This window comes from Streptococcus infantis (assembly GCF_964243025.1).
Lineage (GTDB): Bacteria > Bacillota > Bacilli > Lactobacillales > Streptococcaceae > Streptococcus > Streptococcus infantis_N.
In genome coordinates, this window is sequence record NZ_CAXTDJ010000002.1 from 180,505 (window position 1) to 195,548 (window position 15,044).

19 protein-coding genes are annotated in these 15,044 nt (G+C 41.6%); 2 read left to right on the forward strand and 17 right to left on the reverse strand.

Annotated elements, in window-relative coordinates; all coding sequences use genetic code 11:
- The first annotated feature begins 1 nt into the window (after position 1).
- Positions 2-373, forward strand: coding sequence for a DUF956 family protein (locus tag ACESNQ_RS03195; protein WP_004251868.1), 372 nt, complete (start codon positions 2-4; stop codon positions 371-373).
- A gap of 213 nt (positions 374-586) precedes the next feature.
- A complete protein-coding gene (gene serS / locus ACESNQ_RS03200; protein ID WP_373074963.1) occupies positions 587-1,861 on the forward strand; it encodes a serine--tRNA ligase in 1,275 nt (424 codons plus the stop codon).
- Positions 1,862-1,954: 93 nt separating this feature from the next.
- Here the strand turns inward: serS and groL are convergent, their stop codons facing one another.
- The 17 genes from groL to rimP all read right to left on the reverse strand — a co-directional run bounded on the left by groL (position 1,955) and on the right by rimP (position 14,930).
- Positions 1,955-3,574 (reverse strand): chaperonin GroEL, encoded by a 1,620-nt coding sequence (gene groL, locus ACESNQ_RS03205; protein ID WP_223333653.1) that lies wholly within the window; start codon positions 3,572-3,574, stop codon positions 1,955-1,957.
- Between the two features lie 15 nt (positions 3,575-3,589).
- Entirely contained in the window at positions 3,590-3,874 is a 285-nt protein-coding gene (gene groES, locus ACESNQ_RS03210; RefSeq protein WP_373074965.1) for a co-chaperone GroES, read from the reverse strand.
- Between the two features lie 305 nt (positions 3,875-4,179).
- Positions 4,180-4,575, reverse strand: coding sequence for a single-stranded DNA-binding protein (locus ACESNQ_RS03215; protein ID WP_373074967.1), 396 nt, complete (start codon positions 4,573-4,575; stop codon positions 4,180-4,182).
- Positions 4,576-4,649: 74 nt separating this feature from the next.
- A complete protein-coding gene (locus ACESNQ_RS03220; RefSeq protein ID WP_373074969.1) occupies positions 4,650-5,084 on the reverse strand; it encodes an SDR family NAD(P)-dependent oxidoreductase in 435 nt (144 codons plus the stop codon).
- Between the two features lie 41 nt (positions 5,085-5,125).
- Positions 5,126-5,752 carry a YtpR family tRNA-binding protein gene (ytpR, locus tag ACESNQ_RS03225; protein WP_373074971.1) on the reverse strand — a complete coding sequence of 209 codons (627 nt, stop codon included), beginning with the start codon at positions 5,750-5,752 and terminating at the stop codon, positions 5,126-5,128.
- 9 nt (positions 5,753-5,761) lie between these two features.
- Positions 5,762-6,079 (reverse strand): thioredoxin family protein, encoded by a 318-nt coding sequence (locus ACESNQ_RS03230; RefSeq protein WP_074324362.1) that lies wholly within the window; start codon positions 6,077-6,079, stop codon positions 5,762-5,764.
- Complete coding sequence (locus ACESNQ_RS03235) at positions 6,076-6,366, reverse strand: DUF4651 domain-containing protein (RefSeq protein WP_024053819.1); 291 nt, start codon at positions 6,364-6,366, stop codon at positions 6,076-6,078. The genes ACESNQ_RS03230 and ACESNQ_RS03235 overlap by 4 nt, the downstream gene beginning before the upstream one ends.
- A 75-nt stretch (positions 6,367-6,441) precedes the next feature.
- Positions 6,442-6,696 carry a DUF1912 family protein gene (locus ACESNQ_RS03240; protein WP_004251830.1) on the reverse strand — a complete coding sequence of 85 codons (255 nt, stop codon included), beginning with the start codon at positions 6,694-6,696 and terminating at the stop codon, positions 6,442-6,444.
- Positions 6,697-6,705: 9 nt separating this feature from the next.
- On the reverse strand, positions 6,706-8,040 hold the full coding sequence (locus ACESNQ_RS03245) for a DUF438 domain-containing protein (protein ID WP_373074974.1): 1,335 nt from the start codon (positions 8,038-8,040) through the stop codon (positions 6,706-6,708).
- Positions 8,040-8,273, reverse strand: coding sequence for a DUF1858 domain-containing protein (locus ACESNQ_RS03250; protein WP_000368732.1), 234 nt, complete (start codon positions 8,271-8,273; stop codon positions 8,040-8,042). The genes ACESNQ_RS03245 and ACESNQ_RS03250 overlap by 1 nt, the downstream gene beginning before the upstream one ends.
- A 101-nt stretch (positions 8,274-8,374) precedes the next feature.
- A complete protein-coding gene (locus ACESNQ_RS03255) occupies positions 8,375-9,154 on the reverse strand; it encodes a hypothetical protein (protein ID WP_373074976.1) in 780 nt (259 codons plus the stop codon).
- 151 nt (positions 9,155-9,305) lie between these two features.
- Positions 9,306-9,656 (reverse strand): 30S ribosome-binding factor RbfA, encoded by a 351-nt coding sequence (gene rbfA / locus ACESNQ_RS03260; RefSeq protein ID WP_373074978.1) that lies wholly within the window; start codon positions 9,654-9,656, stop codon positions 9,306-9,308.
- 250 nt (positions 9,657-9,906) lie between these two features.
- A complete protein-coding gene (gene infB / locus ACESNQ_RS03265; RefSeq protein WP_373074980.1) occupies positions 9,907-12,648 on the reverse strand; it encodes a translation initiation factor IF-2 in 2,742 nt (913 codons plus the stop codon).
- Between the two features lie 16 nt (positions 12,649-12,664).
- The gene (locus ACESNQ_RS03270) at positions 12,665-12,964 is read right to left on the reverse strand and encodes a YlxQ-related RNA-binding protein (protein ID WP_178895425.1); all 300 of its coding nucleotides are present in this window, start codon (positions 12,962-12,964) and stop codon (positions 12,665-12,667) included.
- Entirely contained in the window at positions 12,957-13,250 is a 294-nt protein-coding gene (gene rnpM / locus ACESNQ_RS03275) for an RNase P modulator RnpM (protein WP_006144965.1), read from the reverse strand. The genes ACESNQ_RS03270 and rnpM overlap by 8 nt, the downstream gene beginning before the upstream one ends.
- A 21-nt stretch (positions 13,251-13,271) precedes the next feature.
- Positions 13,272-14,408: a transcription termination factor NusA gene (gene nusA, locus ACESNQ_RS03280; RefSeq protein ID WP_006144963.1), complete on the reverse strand. Its 1,137-nt coding sequence runs from the start codon at positions 14,406-14,408 to the stop codon at positions 13,272-13,274.
- A gap of 42 nt (positions 14,409-14,450) precedes the next feature.
- Positions 14,451-14,930 (reverse strand): ribosome maturation factor RimP, encoded by a 480-nt coding sequence (rimP, locus tag ACESNQ_RS03285; protein ID WP_004251813.1) that lies wholly within the window; start codon positions 14,928-14,930, stop codon positions 14,451-14,453.
- Between the last annotated feature and the right edge of the window lie 114 nt (positions 14,931-15,044).

A 15,044-nucleotide genomic window follows, 5' to 3' on the forward strand; every position in this document is an offset into this window, starting at 1 on the left:
CATGGCACAATCTCTCAATAAAGTCGTTGACTTACAAACTACTGGAACTTCTTACCTCTCTATACAAGGAAAAGTTGGAAAATTTCTGGTAGGAGACCAAGCCTTGGAGTTTTACTCGGATCGCAATATTGAGGATTATATTCAAATCCCATGGTCTAGCGTTAATCAAATCGGAGCCAATGTTTCAGGCCGTAAGGTTAGTCGTCATTTTGAAGTTTTTACAGACCAAGGAAAATTCCTCTTTGCCTCAAAAGACTCCGGAAAAATTCTTAAAATTGCTCGGGAAAAAATCGGAAATGAAAAGGTTGTGAAGCTTCCAACCTTACTCCAAATCATCGGTCGTAAAATCAAAAATCTATTTGCAAAAAAATAGAAAGTTTAGTATAATCATAGAAACGGATAAGTAGGTTATCCTCTTCTTCCAGAAAGTCTGCGGATGCTGCGAGCAGATAGGAGAGATAGGTGAAATTCTACCGTTGTTTTAAATCAAATACAGAATCAAGTGCACACCTGTGAAGTTGGATGGAACCGTGGCTCTGCCACTCCAACGCTTTGTCAGGTGTGCTTTTTTCATAAAGGAGTTTATATGCTAGATATCAAACGTATTCGTACAGACTTTGATGCTGTCGCAGAAAAATTGGCTACACGTGGTGTAGATGCTGCTATCTTGAACGAGATGAAAGAAATCGATGCTAAACGTCGTGACATCTTGGTTAAGGTTGAAACCCTCAAGGCAGAGCGTAACACGGTTTCTGCTGAAATTGCTCAAGCTAAGCGCAACAAGGAAAATGCCGATGATAAGATTGCTGCCATGCAAACCCTATCTGCCGAAGTCAAAGCACTCGATGCAGAATTAGCTGAAATCGATGCTAAATTGACAGAATTTACCACTACTCTTCCAAACATCCCAGCTGATAGTGTTCCTATTGGAGCAGACGAAGATGATAACGTAGAAGTTCGCCGTTGGGGAACTCCTCGTGAGTTTGACTTTGAACCAAAAGCCCACTGGGATCTCGGAGAAGACCTTGGTATTCTTGACTGGGAACGTGGTGGAAAAGTCACTGGAGCTCGTTTCCTCTTCTATAAAGGCCTCGGAGCTCGCTTAGAACGTGCCATCTACAACTTTATGCTAGATGAGCATGGTAAGGAAGGTTATACTGAAGTCATCACCCCTTACATGGTTAACCATGATTCTATGTTTGGTACTGGCCAATATCCAAAATTTAAGGAAGATACTTTTGAGATCAGCGATACCAACTATGTCCTCATTCCTACAGCTGAAGTACCTTTGACTAACTACTACCGTGATGAAATCATTGATGGTAAGGAACTGCCAATCTACTTTACTGCTATGAGTCCATCATTCCGTTCTGAAGCTGGCTCTGCTGGTCGCGATACTCGTGGCTTGATTCGTTTGCACCAATTCCACAAGGTAGAAATGGTGAAATTTGCTAAACCTGAAGAATCGTACGAAGAACTAGAAAAGATGACAGCTAACGCTGAAAACATCCTTCAAAAACTCAACTTGCCATACCGTGTCATGGCTCTTTCTACAGGAGATATGGGCTTCTCAGCTGCTAAGACTTACGACTTGGAAGTTTGGATCCCAGCACAAAATACCTACCGTGAAATTTCAAGCTGTTCAAATACAGAAGATTTCCAAGCACGTCGTGCCCAAATTCGCTACCGTGATGAAGCCGATGGCAAGGTGAAAATCCTTCACACCTTGAACGGTTCTGGACTTGCTGTTGGACGTACCGTTGCTGCTATTCTTGAAAACTATCAAAACGAAGATGGTTCTGTTACTATTCCTGAAGTCCTTCGTCCATACATGGGTGGAGCTGAAGTTATCAAACCATAAAATAAACAAGAGGAAGCATAACTTCCTCTTTTGCATTTCATGTAAAAAAATAGGTAGAAAATCTTTCATCTCTACCTGTTATTTTTATATTCTCTAGTAACCACCCATCATTGATGGATCCATAGCTGGAGCTGGTGCTACAGGTTCTGGTTTGTTAGCCACAACTGCTTCTGTTGTCAAGATAAGACTTGCTACTGAAGCTGCGTTTTGAAGGGCTGAACGGCTAACCTTAACAGGATCGATAATACCTGCTTCAATCATGTTGACCCATTCACCTGTTGCAGCGTTGAAGCCTGTACCAGCTTCTGCATTTTTCAAACGATCGATAACGATTGAACCTTCATAGCCTGCATTGTAGGCAATTTGGCGAACTGGTTCTTCCAAGGCACGAAGAACAATGCTACGTCCTGTTGCTTCATCACCTGTCAATTCTAAATCTTCAACAGCTGGAATAACATTCACTAAGGCAGTACCCCCACCTGCAACAATACCTTCTTCTACTGCTGCACGAGTAGCGTTAAGGGCATCTTCGATACGGAGTTTCATCTCTTTCAATTCAGTTTCAGTTGCAGCACCGACCTTGATAACTGCTACTCCACCTGATAATTTAGCCAAGCGTTCTTGGAGTTTTTCACGGTCGAATTCTGAAGTTGTTGTTTCGATTTGAGACTTGATGACAGCTACACGGTTAGCAATCGCTTCAGGATTTCCTGCACCTTCAACAATGACTGTGCTATCTTTATCTACAGACACTTTAGCTGCTTGCCCTAAAGCTTCTATGGTAGCATCTTTTAACTCAAGACCAAGGTCTTCAGTGATAACAGTTCCACCTGTCAAGATGGCGATATCTTCTAGCATAGCTTTACGACGATCACCGAAACCAGGAGCCTTAACAGCAACTACGTTGAAAGTCCCACGAATCTTATTCAAGACAAGGGTTGGCAGAGCTTCACCATCAACATCATCTGCAATAATCAAGAGCGGACGGCTGCTTTGAAGAATACTTTCTAGAAGTGGCAAGATTTCTTGGATATTTGAAATCTTCTTGTCAGTGATTAAAATGTACGGATTTTCAAGGTCTGCGACCATTTTTTCATTATCTGTCACCATGTACTGTGATAGATAACCACGGTCAAATTGCATTCCTTCTACCACTTCAAGCTCGGTTTCCATACCACGTGATTCTTCAATAGTGATAACTCCGTCTTTCCCAACTTTTTCCATGGCTTCAGAAATGTATTCACCAACTTTTTCAGAACGAGATGAAACGGCAGCGACCTGCGCAATCGCTTCTTTGTTAGCAACAGGGATAGCCGTATTCTTCAAAGCTTCTACTGCTGCAGCAACTGCTGTTTCAATCCCTCGGCGGATACCAATTGGATTTGCACCGGCAGTTACGTTTTTGATTCCTTCACGAACGATAGCCTGAGTCAAGACAGTTGCAGTAGTTGTTCCGTCACCAGCAATATCATTCGTCTTAGAAGCTACTTCTGATACCAATTTGGCACCCATATTTTCAAAATGGTCTTCTAACTCGATTTCTTTGGCGATTGTTACACCGTCGTTGGTAATCAATGGAGAACCAAATGATTTTTCAAGCACAACGTTACGACCTTTAGGTCCCAAAGTTACTTTAACAGTATCTGCTAGAATATCAACGCCACGAACCATAGCTGAACGAGCGTCTGATGAAAATTTAATGTCTTTTGCCATACTTACTTTCTCCTTTTATTCTTCGATAATTGCCAAGATACTAGATTCACCCACGATGAGGTATTTTTCATCCCCATCTTTAACATCAATACCCGCATGAGCTTCAACTAAAACATGATCTCCAGCTTTTACACTTGGAGCGACTAACTCACCGCTCAAGGTACGAACACCTTGTCCAGTAGCCACTACAGTAGCTGTTTTCGTTTCTTCTTGGGCTGATTTTGCGAGGACGAATCCCCCAACAGTTGCTTCTTTTTCTTCAATTTTTAAGACCACACGGTCACCTAATGGTTTCAACATTTGTCTTCCTCCATAATACAATCATCATTAGCACTCTTTGTATATGAGTGCTAAACCATAGTTCTATTGTATCACTTGGTCAAAAATAGTCAAGAAAAAAGTCTGATTTATAGCATAAAAAAGAGAGTGGGACAGAAATCGGTAATTCGTTAGAATTCGATTTCGTCGTCCCACCTCCGCACAGTTGAGTAGGGCTGTAAAAGCTGATGAAATCAGCGTAGTAGAGCCCACTCAACCACTGCGCCTTGCTCGACAACCCAAAGACAATTGAGAGGCTAGGACTTTTGTCCCAGCCTCATATCATTTTAAAAGGGAAGTTCCTCCTCTTCCAAAACAAGATCTGCTAAGTCTTGGCCTGCATTATTTTCACGCATAGCACGTTGGGCACGACTTTCTAAAAGTTGGAAGCCTGTAGCGAGAACTTCGGTCACATAGTTGGTCTGACGATTCTTCTCGAACTTACGGGTACGAAGCTCCCCGTCTACAGAAATGAGACTACCTTTGCTTGCATAGCTAGCCAAAGTTTCAGCAAGTTTCCCCCAGACAACAATGTTAATGAAGTCAGCTTCACGTTCCCCATTTTGGTCTTTGAAACGACGGTTAATAGCAATAGTCGCACGAGCCACTGACTTGTCATTGTTGGTTTTGTGCAATTCTGGTGTAGCAACGATTCTTCCAATAAGAATAACTTTATTATACATTTTTCATCCTCCTACTTATCAATTCGAAGGAAAAGAAAAAAAGTTACAAGATTTGTAACTTTTTTTAAATAATATTAATCTCTATGAATCATAAATCCAGTTGCTTGTTGATTGGCCATGATAGTCATGTCGGTGATTTGTACTCGTCGTGGTTGACTGGTCACATAAACTACAGTATCTGCGATATCTTGCGCCTGCAAGGCTTCGAGTCCCTGATAAGGCGATAAACCGAGAGCAAGTCCAGCATTATTGACCAAGATATCAACCTGACCTACAGTTTCTAAAATTTCTGAACAAACAGTCTTTACCATGCTCATATCTGTAACATCTAACGGAAAGGTCCAGACTTTTTGATTTGGAAATGCTTCTACAAACTCAGCTTGGAGAGCTTGGAGTCTTTCTGTTCGACGCCCTGTGAGTACAACATTCTCACCTTTCTCTAGATATGCACGCGCAATGGCTTCACCGATACCTGATGTTGCACCTGTAATGACTACATTTTTTGCCATCCTATTTTCCTCAAGCAAAGATTATAAATCACTTTTAGTGATTAAGCAGTCCAGTGTGTAGCTGGGTCAAAGGGTGTTCCAACTACCTGGTCGTCTGATAATTCAATGACACCACGTTTTTGGGGAGCATTTGGCAAGGCAAGTTCACGAGGACTACACATCATACCAAAACTCTTTTCCCCACGAAGTTCGCCTGGGAAAATGAGATTGCCTTTTGGCATCATGGCCCCAGGAAGAGCGACAATGGTTTTCAAACCAACACGTGCATTGGGAGCACCAGCAACGATTTGTACTGTTTTGTCATTCCCAACAGCAACTTGGCAGATATTGAGGTGGTCACTATCTGGATGTGCAACCATTTCTACAATTTCTCCAACCACAAATTTTGGTTCCTTGTCGTTGATGATTTCTTCAGCAAACCCTTCTTCTTGCAATTCTTGGTTCAAACGAGCTACTTGGTCGTCAGTTAAAAAGACTTGCCCGTGCTCAGCGATTTCAAACATGCTAGAAACTTCAAAAATGTTCCATGCGACAGTTTCACCAGTTTCCTTTAGGAAAACACGCGCTACATTACCTTTACGCTCAACATCTAGCTTGGCATCACCACTGTTTTTCACGATGACCATAAGGACATCGCCGACATATTTTTTATTGTATGTAAAAATCATTCTTTTCTCCTATTTCAAACTTGCTAAAAAGTCATTGATTTGACCCTTGGTTTTACGGTCACGATTGACAAAACGTCCAATTTCCTTGTCCTTGTCTAAAACAACAAGACTTGGAATCCCGTATACATCCCAAAGTTTAGCAAGTTCCATGTACTCATCACGGTCTACCCGTATAAAAGTGAACTCTGGATTTGCCTCTTCAATCTCTGGCAAGGCAGGATAGATATAACGGCAATCGCCACACCAATCCGCAACAAAAAGGAAAACCTTCTTGCCATCCTGCTCTACTAAATCCGCTAATTCTTCTAAACTCTTAGGAGAAATCATAAGACTTCCTCCTCGTAGATGAGATCTTCATCTTCATAGACAAATGTATAGTGACGACCATCTTCAAAAATGACACCACCAACAAGACGTTCTAGGCTACTTTCGTATACTTGGACATAGAGAGTCCCAATCTCACCCATTTCTGAGAAATAGTCACGCACAATAGCAGTTAACTCTTCCTGTGTCTTCATGAGTTTGTGATCATCAGCTACTTTCTTAGCACCAAAGGCAAGTGCTCCAAGCCCTGCCACGACTAAACCTGTTTTAATAATATTTTTCGTTTTCATGCTAACATTGTAACACAAAAAGGCTCAAGGAACAATGAAAAAGGGAGTCCCACTCCCCTTTCTAATTTCTAAACATTAATAATTTCTTTCGCCAAACAAACCTTCTGGTAAATCATGGAATCCCTTGCCTGCCTTGAAGTTTTCAAATTTACCTAGTAAGAACTGGTAGGCATCCAAACGACTCTCATAGCGAATCATGGCATCTTTAGCGCGCTCATCTTGATCTTCTTCATAGACCTTTTGACTTTCCTTAAGAGCCATATCATTGATCATAATCTGAGTATTAACCCAGGCTTCAAATTCCTTCATAAATTCTTGCTCGTAACTCATTTTTTCTCCTTATTCTAATCCACGGAAAAAGTCTGTATCAATCTCACGGTAGGGTTGGATGTTCTGAACATATTCCAAGACTCCTTGAAACTCTCCATCTTCATCGTGTACCGCAGCATAAGTGATATGGACAAACTTGCCTCGTGACTCTGACTTGAACCACATCTCGTACTTGTCTTTTTTCCCTTCACGAAGACCTTGCATAATCGTTTTGACTTTATCCAAATATTTTGGCGGGTGGCAGAGTTCGACATTTCGTCCAACTTGAGACGGTGTCCTCTTGAAAATCATCTCATCTGCTGGCGTATTATCGTTATAATATTGGAAGATATCATCCTTATTAACAAAGGTAATCTCCATCGGCAAATGATTAAGGATAAGATTTGCCTGCTCAACTGAGAGATAGCCATTGCCAAAAGCCTGCTGACTATTGCGATCTAGCACCGTTTCCTTTTCCTTTGGTGTAAAGGTGATAGTAAACTGACCTTCTGGTGTATCAATCACTTGCTGAACTTGTCCATCTACAGTTTCTGGCTGAGTTGGTTCTTCTACACTTTTTTCCTCAACAAAACTTTGACGTTCTGGAATCCATTTCTCAGACGGACGGATAATGGCATATCCATAGGCGTCACTTTCCTCGGCAATCTGAATCCAGTCATCCTGGGTAAAGGATTCGAGCAGAATCATGAGAAGGATTGATTCTTCCTTAAATATCATACTTTCAAACTCTGTCGCAAAAGTTTCAAAAGCTTCCTTTACGACGGAAATCGGTACTTCTGGGAGCGACTTAGCTGCCACTAAAGCTGTTTGAAAGAGCTCCCTAATCTGATCATCCACTCCCCACATAACTTTGGGAGGTGAATCATGGCCATAACGTTCCATGACAGGAAAGAAGAGCTCTTCCTTGCGCTGGTAGTGAATATCAAATTGACCAACAAGCCCCATCTGACGCACCAAACCCTTACGCATCTCCGCCAGCATTTCCTCGTCGTCCACAGATTCATAAGTCGAGAGCAATCTACGGACCCGAATCAAGGCAGCACGGAGAGCTAGATTTTCATCTTTAAAGACACGCACGGGATGACCAGGATGCTCAGTATCCTCAACTTCGACGCCCTTAACAGCATTTTTAAAAAGATTGGCATGCACATCACAGAGTTCCATGACATCTTCAAAGGTTACGCCTGAGTCAGAGTTCATCAACTCGTGCTCCATAAGGGAAATCTCAATAGCAGATACACCTGTAAAGGTCGCATCAAAGCGTTCCTGAACGGACTCTGGAGAGGCTCCATTATGCAATTCTAATAAAATATCCCGCAGGATATGAATACGTTCATCTGTCATTAGTCTAACCCGATCACTTCGTAACCATTTGCTTCAAGTGTACGCACAATCTTATCCATAGGAGTCCCTTCAAGCTTTGAGCCTTGTTTAAGCGATACTTTACGCCCAACCGTATTTCGCATCAAGGGATTTGCAAGAGGTTTAAAACCAAGCTCAACTAAAATATCTAAAACTTCTGGATGTTTATCCACCACTTCCGCAACGGGAATAGATACGTCAATAATATTATCCATCACAACCTCCATTCTGTTCTCACACTGGATTTTCTCTTTTTATTATACCACAAGGACTAGGATAAAAAAACTAGCAGTACAAGTCTGCTAGTTTCTTCCTATTACTCTGCTTCGATGATTTCTGCTTCTTTTCGAATAGTTTCCACATCTCTTTGATATTGAACTTCGCTGTAATTGACTAGTTTGGATAATTCTCTTTGCAAACTTTTACCCATCGGTTTCATAGTTGTATAGGTTAAACCACCTGAAATTACTCCACCTAGAATAGGAATCACTTTTCCCATCCCTTTTGCTAAGCCTCCCTTTGTAAGGGTAACACCAAAAATTTTCAGGATTTTTTCTAAAATAGGATACCACAAAGTCTTAACCAAAGCCTTCTGAGGAACTGTCTTCATGACATGTTTAGCAACCGAAACTCCACCAGATCGAAGAAGGGCTCCAGCACTATTGACTCCAAGCATAACTCCGAGATAGAGTAAGAGTGTATTTTTAGCTTCTTCACTCAATTCATTTCGTGAAGCCCAAAGATCATCATAACCATAAATATATCCCAATTCTTGGGCCAATTTTAATGAAAAGGCATAAAACTGAGCAACATCTGTTGGAATAGTGATTGCTAGAGCTAGTCCTCCAGGTATACCTGCAAGAACAGAAGTTCCACTCGCCAATAGAACATTATCCTTAATACAAGAATCGGCAACTTTATCTAAAACATCTTGAGACAATAAGGCTGTTGGGCCCTCTTCTAATAATCTAGGAATATCATTTGGATCCAATAGTTTGGAAAATTTATCTACTAAAAATTTTGACCGATCAACTTTCACAACAGGGAGTTTCACGACTTGTTGCAATACTTGCAAAGCTAAATCTTGTTTAGACATATTGTTGTTTTCTCTTCTGCTTTCAATTTTGAACTATATCATATCACATTTATTCTTGAAAAGAAATTTTCTGAACTCATTTTTTCTTGATAAGATTTTAGTAAAGCAGAGTCCTCGTTTTTAAAACAAAAAAGAGGGTTGCCCCTCTTTCTTAGTTCTTATCCAGATTGCGTAGCATCTCGTCAATCTTGTTTCCATACTCGATGGATTCGTCTTTAACGAAAGTTAAGTCTGGAATTTTATACAATTTCAAATTGCGACCAAGTTCACGTTTGATAGTTCCGGTTGCTTTTTCAAGCCCAATTTGAGCTTTTTGATTATCTGAGGCAAGGTTACTCAAAATAGTGTAGTAAACCTTGGCCATTGATAAATCACCAAGCATCTGAACATCTGTGATGGTCACTCCTTGGACACGCGGATCACGGACTTTCTTTTGTAAAATCTCATTGACTTCACGCTTGATTTCCATGCCCACACGGTCCGTACGGAAATGATTTCCCATGCTATTCCTTCCTCTCTATTGAACCAAAAGCTAGGCCAGCAGACCTAGCTATTTTTAAACTTACTGATTTTCAGTTCAAATTGGAACAAAGTGCAATTTGAACTCACCTGCTTCTTTCGCTGTAGTGAAAGTGATGGAACTGATTTATCAGGCCCATCACAGGGGATTTTTGAGACCTCAGGCTCAAAAATAAGCAATGAAACCATCGGTTTGCTTGCGTCCCTCACCACCTAAGAAAGGAGCAAAAATCTTATCGTTTGATTTCTTCCATGATGTAGGCCTCAATCACATCATCCATCTTGATATCATTGTAGCCATCAATCATGAGACCACCTTCACGGCCGTTTGTAACTTCTTTGACGTCATCTTTATAGTGTTTCAAGCTTGCAAGTTCACCGTCGTAAATAACGACTCCGTCACGAATAACACGGACTTTAGAGTCACGGGTAACTTTACCGCTAGTAACCATAAATCCACCGATTGTTCCGACTTTAGACACTTTGAAGGTTTCACGGATGATAGCTTCACCGATAACTTTTTCTTCGAATTCTGGATCAAGCATCCCTTTCATAGCTTCTTCCATCTCTTCGATAACCTTGTAGATAATGCTGTGGAGACGGATTTCTACATCGTCTGCTTCTGCTTGTTGACGAGCTTGTGGTGTAGGACGTACGTTGAAACCAATGATAAAGGCATTTGAAGCTTCAGCAAGAGTCACGTCAGATTCGTTGATAGCACCAACTGCTGAGTGGACGATGGTAACTTTCACACCTTCCACATCAATCTTTTGAAGGGAAGCAGCAAGGGCTTCAACTGAACCTTGTACATCGGCTTTGATGATGACGTTAACAGATTTAAGTTCACCAGCTTTAAGAGTGTCAAATAGATTTTCTAGGCTGACACGTTGAGTAGCTTGACGTTGCTTCATAAGAGCACGTTTAGCACGTTCTTCACCAGCTGCACGAGCAGATTTTTCATCTTCGTATACAGCAAAGTGGTCACCCGCCATTGGCGCTTCGTTCAAACCAGTGATAGAAACCGGAGTAGATGGTCCAGCCACCTTCACACGACGTCCAAGGTCATTGGTCATGGCACGTACACGACCGAAGGTATTTCCGACAACGATTGGGTCTTGAACGTTCAAAGTACCTTGTTGTACAAGGAGGGTTGCAACCGCACCTTTTCCTTTATCCAAGCGAGCTTCAATAACAGTACCGATGGCACGAACTGTTGGATCTGCTTTGAGTTCTTGGATTTCAGCTACAAGAAGGACAGTTTCTAAGAGTTCATCGATATTTTGGTTGAATTTAGCTGAGATTTCTACAAACTCAGAATCTCCACCCCAAGCTGTTGACATAACACCGTGTTCAGCCAATTCACCGATAACGCGCTCTGGGTTTGCACCTGGTTTATCAATCTTGTTAATGGCAACGATGATTGGAACATTAGCCGCTTTTGAGTGGTTAATGGCTTCGATAGTCTGAGGCATAACCCCGTCATCTGCCGCTACGACTAGGATAGTAATGTCGGTAACAGAAGCACCACGTGCACGCATGGAAGTAAAGGCCGCGTGTCCTGGTGTATCAAGGAAGGTAATCTTCTTACCATTTTCCTCAATCTGATAGGCACCGATATGCTGAGTGATACCACCAGCTTCTCCTGTCGCAACACGTGAATTACGTAGAGTATCCAAAAGGGTTGTTTTACCATGGTCAACGTGTCCCATGATGGTTACAACTGGTGGACGTTCCACTAGTTGGTCTTCATTCAGATAATCATCTTCTACGAAGAAACGTTCGATATCGGCATTGTCCACTTCAACCTTTTGTTTAGCTTCAATTCCGTAATCAACCATGAGGAGTTCAATTGTTTCCCCATCCAAAGATTGGTTTTGAGTGGCCATAACGCCCATCATAAATAGTTTCTTAACAATCTCAGCTGGTTCACGTTTGATACGTTTTGCGATTTCCGCAACAGTCATACCATCTGTATATTCAAATTCTGTTGGCAATTCATGGAATTTACGTTCTGTAATAGGTTTTGGAGCCTGATTACGATTGTTTTGTTTGTTGCCTTTTTTATTTTTCTTATTGTTATTCCAGTTACTATTTCTTTGATTTCTCACTTGATTCTGACTACTTCGATTCTTTTGTTGTTTTCTAGGACCATCTTCTTCACGATCGTAATCATCACGATCTTTGTCTGGTCGGGCTTGTTTTTTACGACGTGTATCCACTACAGGCTCTTTGACTACAGGAGCTACTTCGACCACTTGCTGAGTTTGTTCAGCTAGCTTAGCAGCTTCTTCAAAGATTTCCTCTGGTTCTTTGCGTTTATTAGCTTGAGCAAAAGCTTCTTTAGCTGCTTGTGACTGTTTGAAACGTTCCTCGCTTGAGCGTGCGTATTCGGCATTTTGTTCTGCCTTCAGGGCTGCTGCACGAGCCTTGAAATCAATACGTGGACCAGCTTGTTTGGGACGATTATCAGTTTGTTGACGATAATCATTGCCACGATTTTCTTGACCTTGTGGTTTCTTCCCTTGATCATTAAAACGACGGTTGTCGCGGTTTCCTTGACCAGGTTTTCCACCATTACGGTTGTCATTTTTTTGACGGTTCCCGTTTTGTTGTTGGTCACGGTTGTTTCCCTTGTTTTGCTTGCGTCGCTCTGCTTGCTCTTTGGCACGCGCTTCACGTTCCGCCTTAAAGTTTCGGCTTTGTGGTCTAGCAGCTACAACTTTTTCTTCCTTTGGAGTTGCTGGCGTAGCTGGTTTACTTTCCACCTTCGCTTCATTTGCTTTTGGTGCTACAGGTTTTGCTTCTGCTTTAGGAGCAGCAGGCTTAAAACTAGCAACGATTTTTTCAGCAGCAGCAACTTCAACGCTTGACGAGTGGCTCTTCACCTCCAAGCCCAACTCTTTTGCACGCGCTACAACTTCCTTACTTTCTTTTCCAAGTTCTTTTGCGATTTCGTACAATCTTTTCTTAGACAAATCATGTCCTCCTCTTCTATTCCATAAGAGACCTCATTTTCTTTGTAAATCCAGCATCTGTCACAGCCAGAACCTTTCTTGATTTTCCAACTGCTATGCTTAATTCCAGTGTTGAAAACACGGTTACAACTTCTACTTGATAATAGTGACTTTTATCTTGAATCTTCTTGGTCAGGTTGGGAGCAGCATCATGCGCTAGAAATACCAGCTTAGCTTTCTGTTCCTGAATGGCTTTGACAACCATTTCTTCACCCGAGATAATTTTCCCTGCTCGTTGAGCAAGTCCCAAGAGATTACTTACTTTTTGCTTATTCAAGTCCTAACTCTCTTCTTTTTACTTTGTGATCAACATAAGCGATCAACTCGTCATAAAAACTTTCTTCAACTTCCATGTTAAAGCTACGGTTAAAGACTTTTTTCTTTTTAGCCTCTAGGGCTTCTGCATTGTCTAGCTTGATATAAGCGCCACGGCCATTAGCCTTGCCTGTCGGGTCGATAAAGACCTCTCCTTCTTTGTTCTTGACAATACGAAGTAAATCTCGCTTATCGATCACCTCGTTAGAAACAACAGACTTGCGCAAAGGGATTTTTCTTGTTTTCATCTTTCCCTCCTCTTGCAGCTTTTATTCTTCTGTCAATTCGTCTGTATCAGCGAAATCAACTTGACCTGCTTCTTCCATAGCTTCAAATTCACTTGCAGACTTGATATCGATACGGTATCCAGTCAAGTGAGCTGCCAAGCGAACGTTTTGTCCACGACGACCGATTGCAAGAGATAGTTTGTTATCTGGAACGACGACCAAGGCACGCTTGCTATCGTTTTCATCAAAGATAACTTGGTCAACTTCTGCAGGAGCAATGGCATTGTAGATAAACTCAGCTGGATCTGCTACCCACTCGATAACGTCGATGTTTTCTTCTACAGGTACCATGCGGTCGCTCTTAGCATCGTAGCGAGCTGGGTGGAATTTGCTAGTGATTTTCTTGATGTTAGCACCACCACGTCCAACGATTGTTCCGATAGCATCAACGTTAGGATTGTGGCTACGAACAGCAACTTTCGTACGATCACCTGCTTCACGGGCTACGCTCATGATTTCAACGGTTCCGTCGTAAACTTCTGGAATTTCTTGTTCCATCAAGCGTTTAATCATTTCTGGATGGCTACGGCTAACAAAGACGTTAACTCCACGAGGGTTGTCTTCAACTTTGTATACATAGACTTCGATACGATCATGAGAAGCAAAAACTTCTCCAGGAATTTGGTCTTGTTTTGACAATTGGGCTTCGATACTGCCAAGGTTGACATAGATGAAACGGTTGTCAAAGCGTTCTACTGTACCTGACATGATTTCTTGTTCATGTTCTTTGTATGTATTGTAGGTAATAGCACGTGTTTGCTTGCGCATTTTTTCCATGATGGTTTGTTTCGCAGACTGAGCTGCTACACGACCAAACTCTCCTGGTGCTTCTTCAAATTTGATTTTGTCACCAAGCTCATAGGCTGAATTAATGGCAAGAGCATCTTTCAAACTGATTTCCAAACGGCTATCAAATACTTCATCAACAACTTCGCGGACAGTGTAGACTGTAAAGTCACCTGTTTTTTCGTTGAAGTCGATAGCTACGCTGTCTGATTGACCATAGCGTCTACGATAAGCAGAGCGAAGTGATTCTACTACTGCGTCGATGATATCTTCTTTCTTGATTCCCTTGTCTTCTTCCAAAATGCGGAAGGCCTCTAGCATTTCTTTACTCATGTTCTTTTTACTTTTGAATTCTCAAAAGCTATCCTTTCTTTTCTATAATTTTACTGCTAAACGTGCTTTTGATACCAAGTTATATGGAATTTGGACTGTTTTCTTGCGCGTTTTATCCATATATTCCATAGTCAACTCATCCTCTTCAAAGGACAACAAGGTTCCTTCAAAAACCTTTTGCTTATCGATGGCTTGATAGAGCCCGACATGGATGTATTTCCCAACCGCTCCAGCGACTGCTTCCTTGGTTTTCAAAGGACGCTCCAATCCTGGACTGGTAATTTCAAGGAAATATTGTTCTGGGAAGGGATCCGGCTTGATAGTATCTAGGACAGGACTGATAATTTCAGTCAAGTCTGCCGTATCATTCAAGGTGATTCCTTCAGGCTTGTCTACAAAAATACTAAGAATCATGTCACTGCCAATCTTTCCATACTCGATATCTACGAGTTCAAAAGGAGCTTCAATAACAGGTTCTACGACTTCTCTGACTAATTCAACGATCGTTGCGATTGCGTCCACCTCCTCATAAGCAAGAGGCGAAGATATCTCCCCGCCTCTCTTTCTTATATTCTTGCTAATAGTATAGCACTTTTATGTACTAATGTAAAGCATAAGCACCCAAATAGCTTGGAT

Excerpts from the sequence above, each read along its gene's own strand:
- ACESNQ_RS03250 (WP_000368732.1), bottom strand. The coding sequence starts at position 8,273 with ATGGATAATATTATTGACGTATCTATTCCCGTTGCGGAAGTGGTGGAT.
- ACESNQ_RS03240 (WP_004251830.1), bottom strand. The coding sequence starts at position 6,696 with ATGAGTTACGAGCAAGAATTTATGAAGGAATTTGAAGCCTGGGTTAAT.
- ACESNQ_RS03215 (WP_373074967.1), bottom strand. The coding sequence starts at position 4,575 with ATGTATAATAAAGTTATTCTTATTGGAAGAATCGTTGCTACACCAGAA.
- rnpM (WP_006144965.1), bottom strand. The coding sequence starts at position 13,250 with ATGAAAACAAGAAAAATCCCTTTGCGCAAGTCTGTTGTTTCTAACGAG.
- nusA (WP_006144963.1), bottom strand. The coding sequence starts at position 14,408 with ATGAGTAAAGAAATGCTAGAGGCCTTCCGCATTTTGGAAGAAGACAAG.
- ACESNQ_RS03220 (WP_373074969.1), bottom strand. The coding sequence starts at position 5,084 with ATGGCAAAAAATGTAGTCATTACAGGTGCAACATCAGGTATCGGTGAA.
- ACESNQ_RS03230 (WP_074324362.1), bottom strand. The coding sequence starts at position 6,079 with ATGATTTCTCCTAAGAGTTTAGAAGAATTAGCGGATTTAGTAGAGCAG.
- rbfA (WP_373074978.1), bottom strand. The coding sequence starts at position 9,656 with ATGGGAAATCATTTCCGTACGGACCGTGTGGGCATGGAAATCAAGCGT.
- groES (WP_373074965.1), bottom strand. The coding sequence starts at position 3,874 with ATGTTGAAACCATTAGGTGACCGTGTGGTCTTAAAAATTGAAGAAAAA.
- groL (WP_223333653.1), bottom strand. The coding sequence starts at position 3,574 with ATGGCAAAAGACATTAAATTTTCATCAGACGCTCGTTCAGCTATGGTT.
- ACESNQ_RS03235 (WP_024053819.1), bottom strand. The coding sequence starts at position 6,366 with ATGAAAACGAAAAATATTATTAAAACAGGTTTAGTCGTGGCAGGGCTT.
- ACESNQ_RS03195 (WP_004251868.1), top strand. The coding sequence starts at position 2 with ATGGCACAATCTCTCAATAAAGTCGTTGACTTACAAACTACTGGAACT.
- ACESNQ_RS03245 (WP_373074974.1), bottom strand. The coding sequence starts at position 8,040 with ATGACAGATGAACGTATTCATATCCTGCGGGATATTTTATTAGAATTG.
- ACESNQ_RS03255 (WP_373074976.1), bottom strand. The coding sequence starts at position 9,154 with ATGTCTAAACAAGATTTAGCTTTGCAAGTATTGCAACAAGTCGTGAAA.
- ytpR (WP_373074971.1), bottom strand. The coding sequence starts at position 5,752 with ATGATTTTTACATACAATAAAAAATATGTCGGCGATGTCCTTATGGTC.
- serS (WP_373074963.1), top strand. The coding sequence starts at position 587 with ATGCTAGATATCAAACGTATTCGTACAGACTTTGATGCTGTCGCAGAA.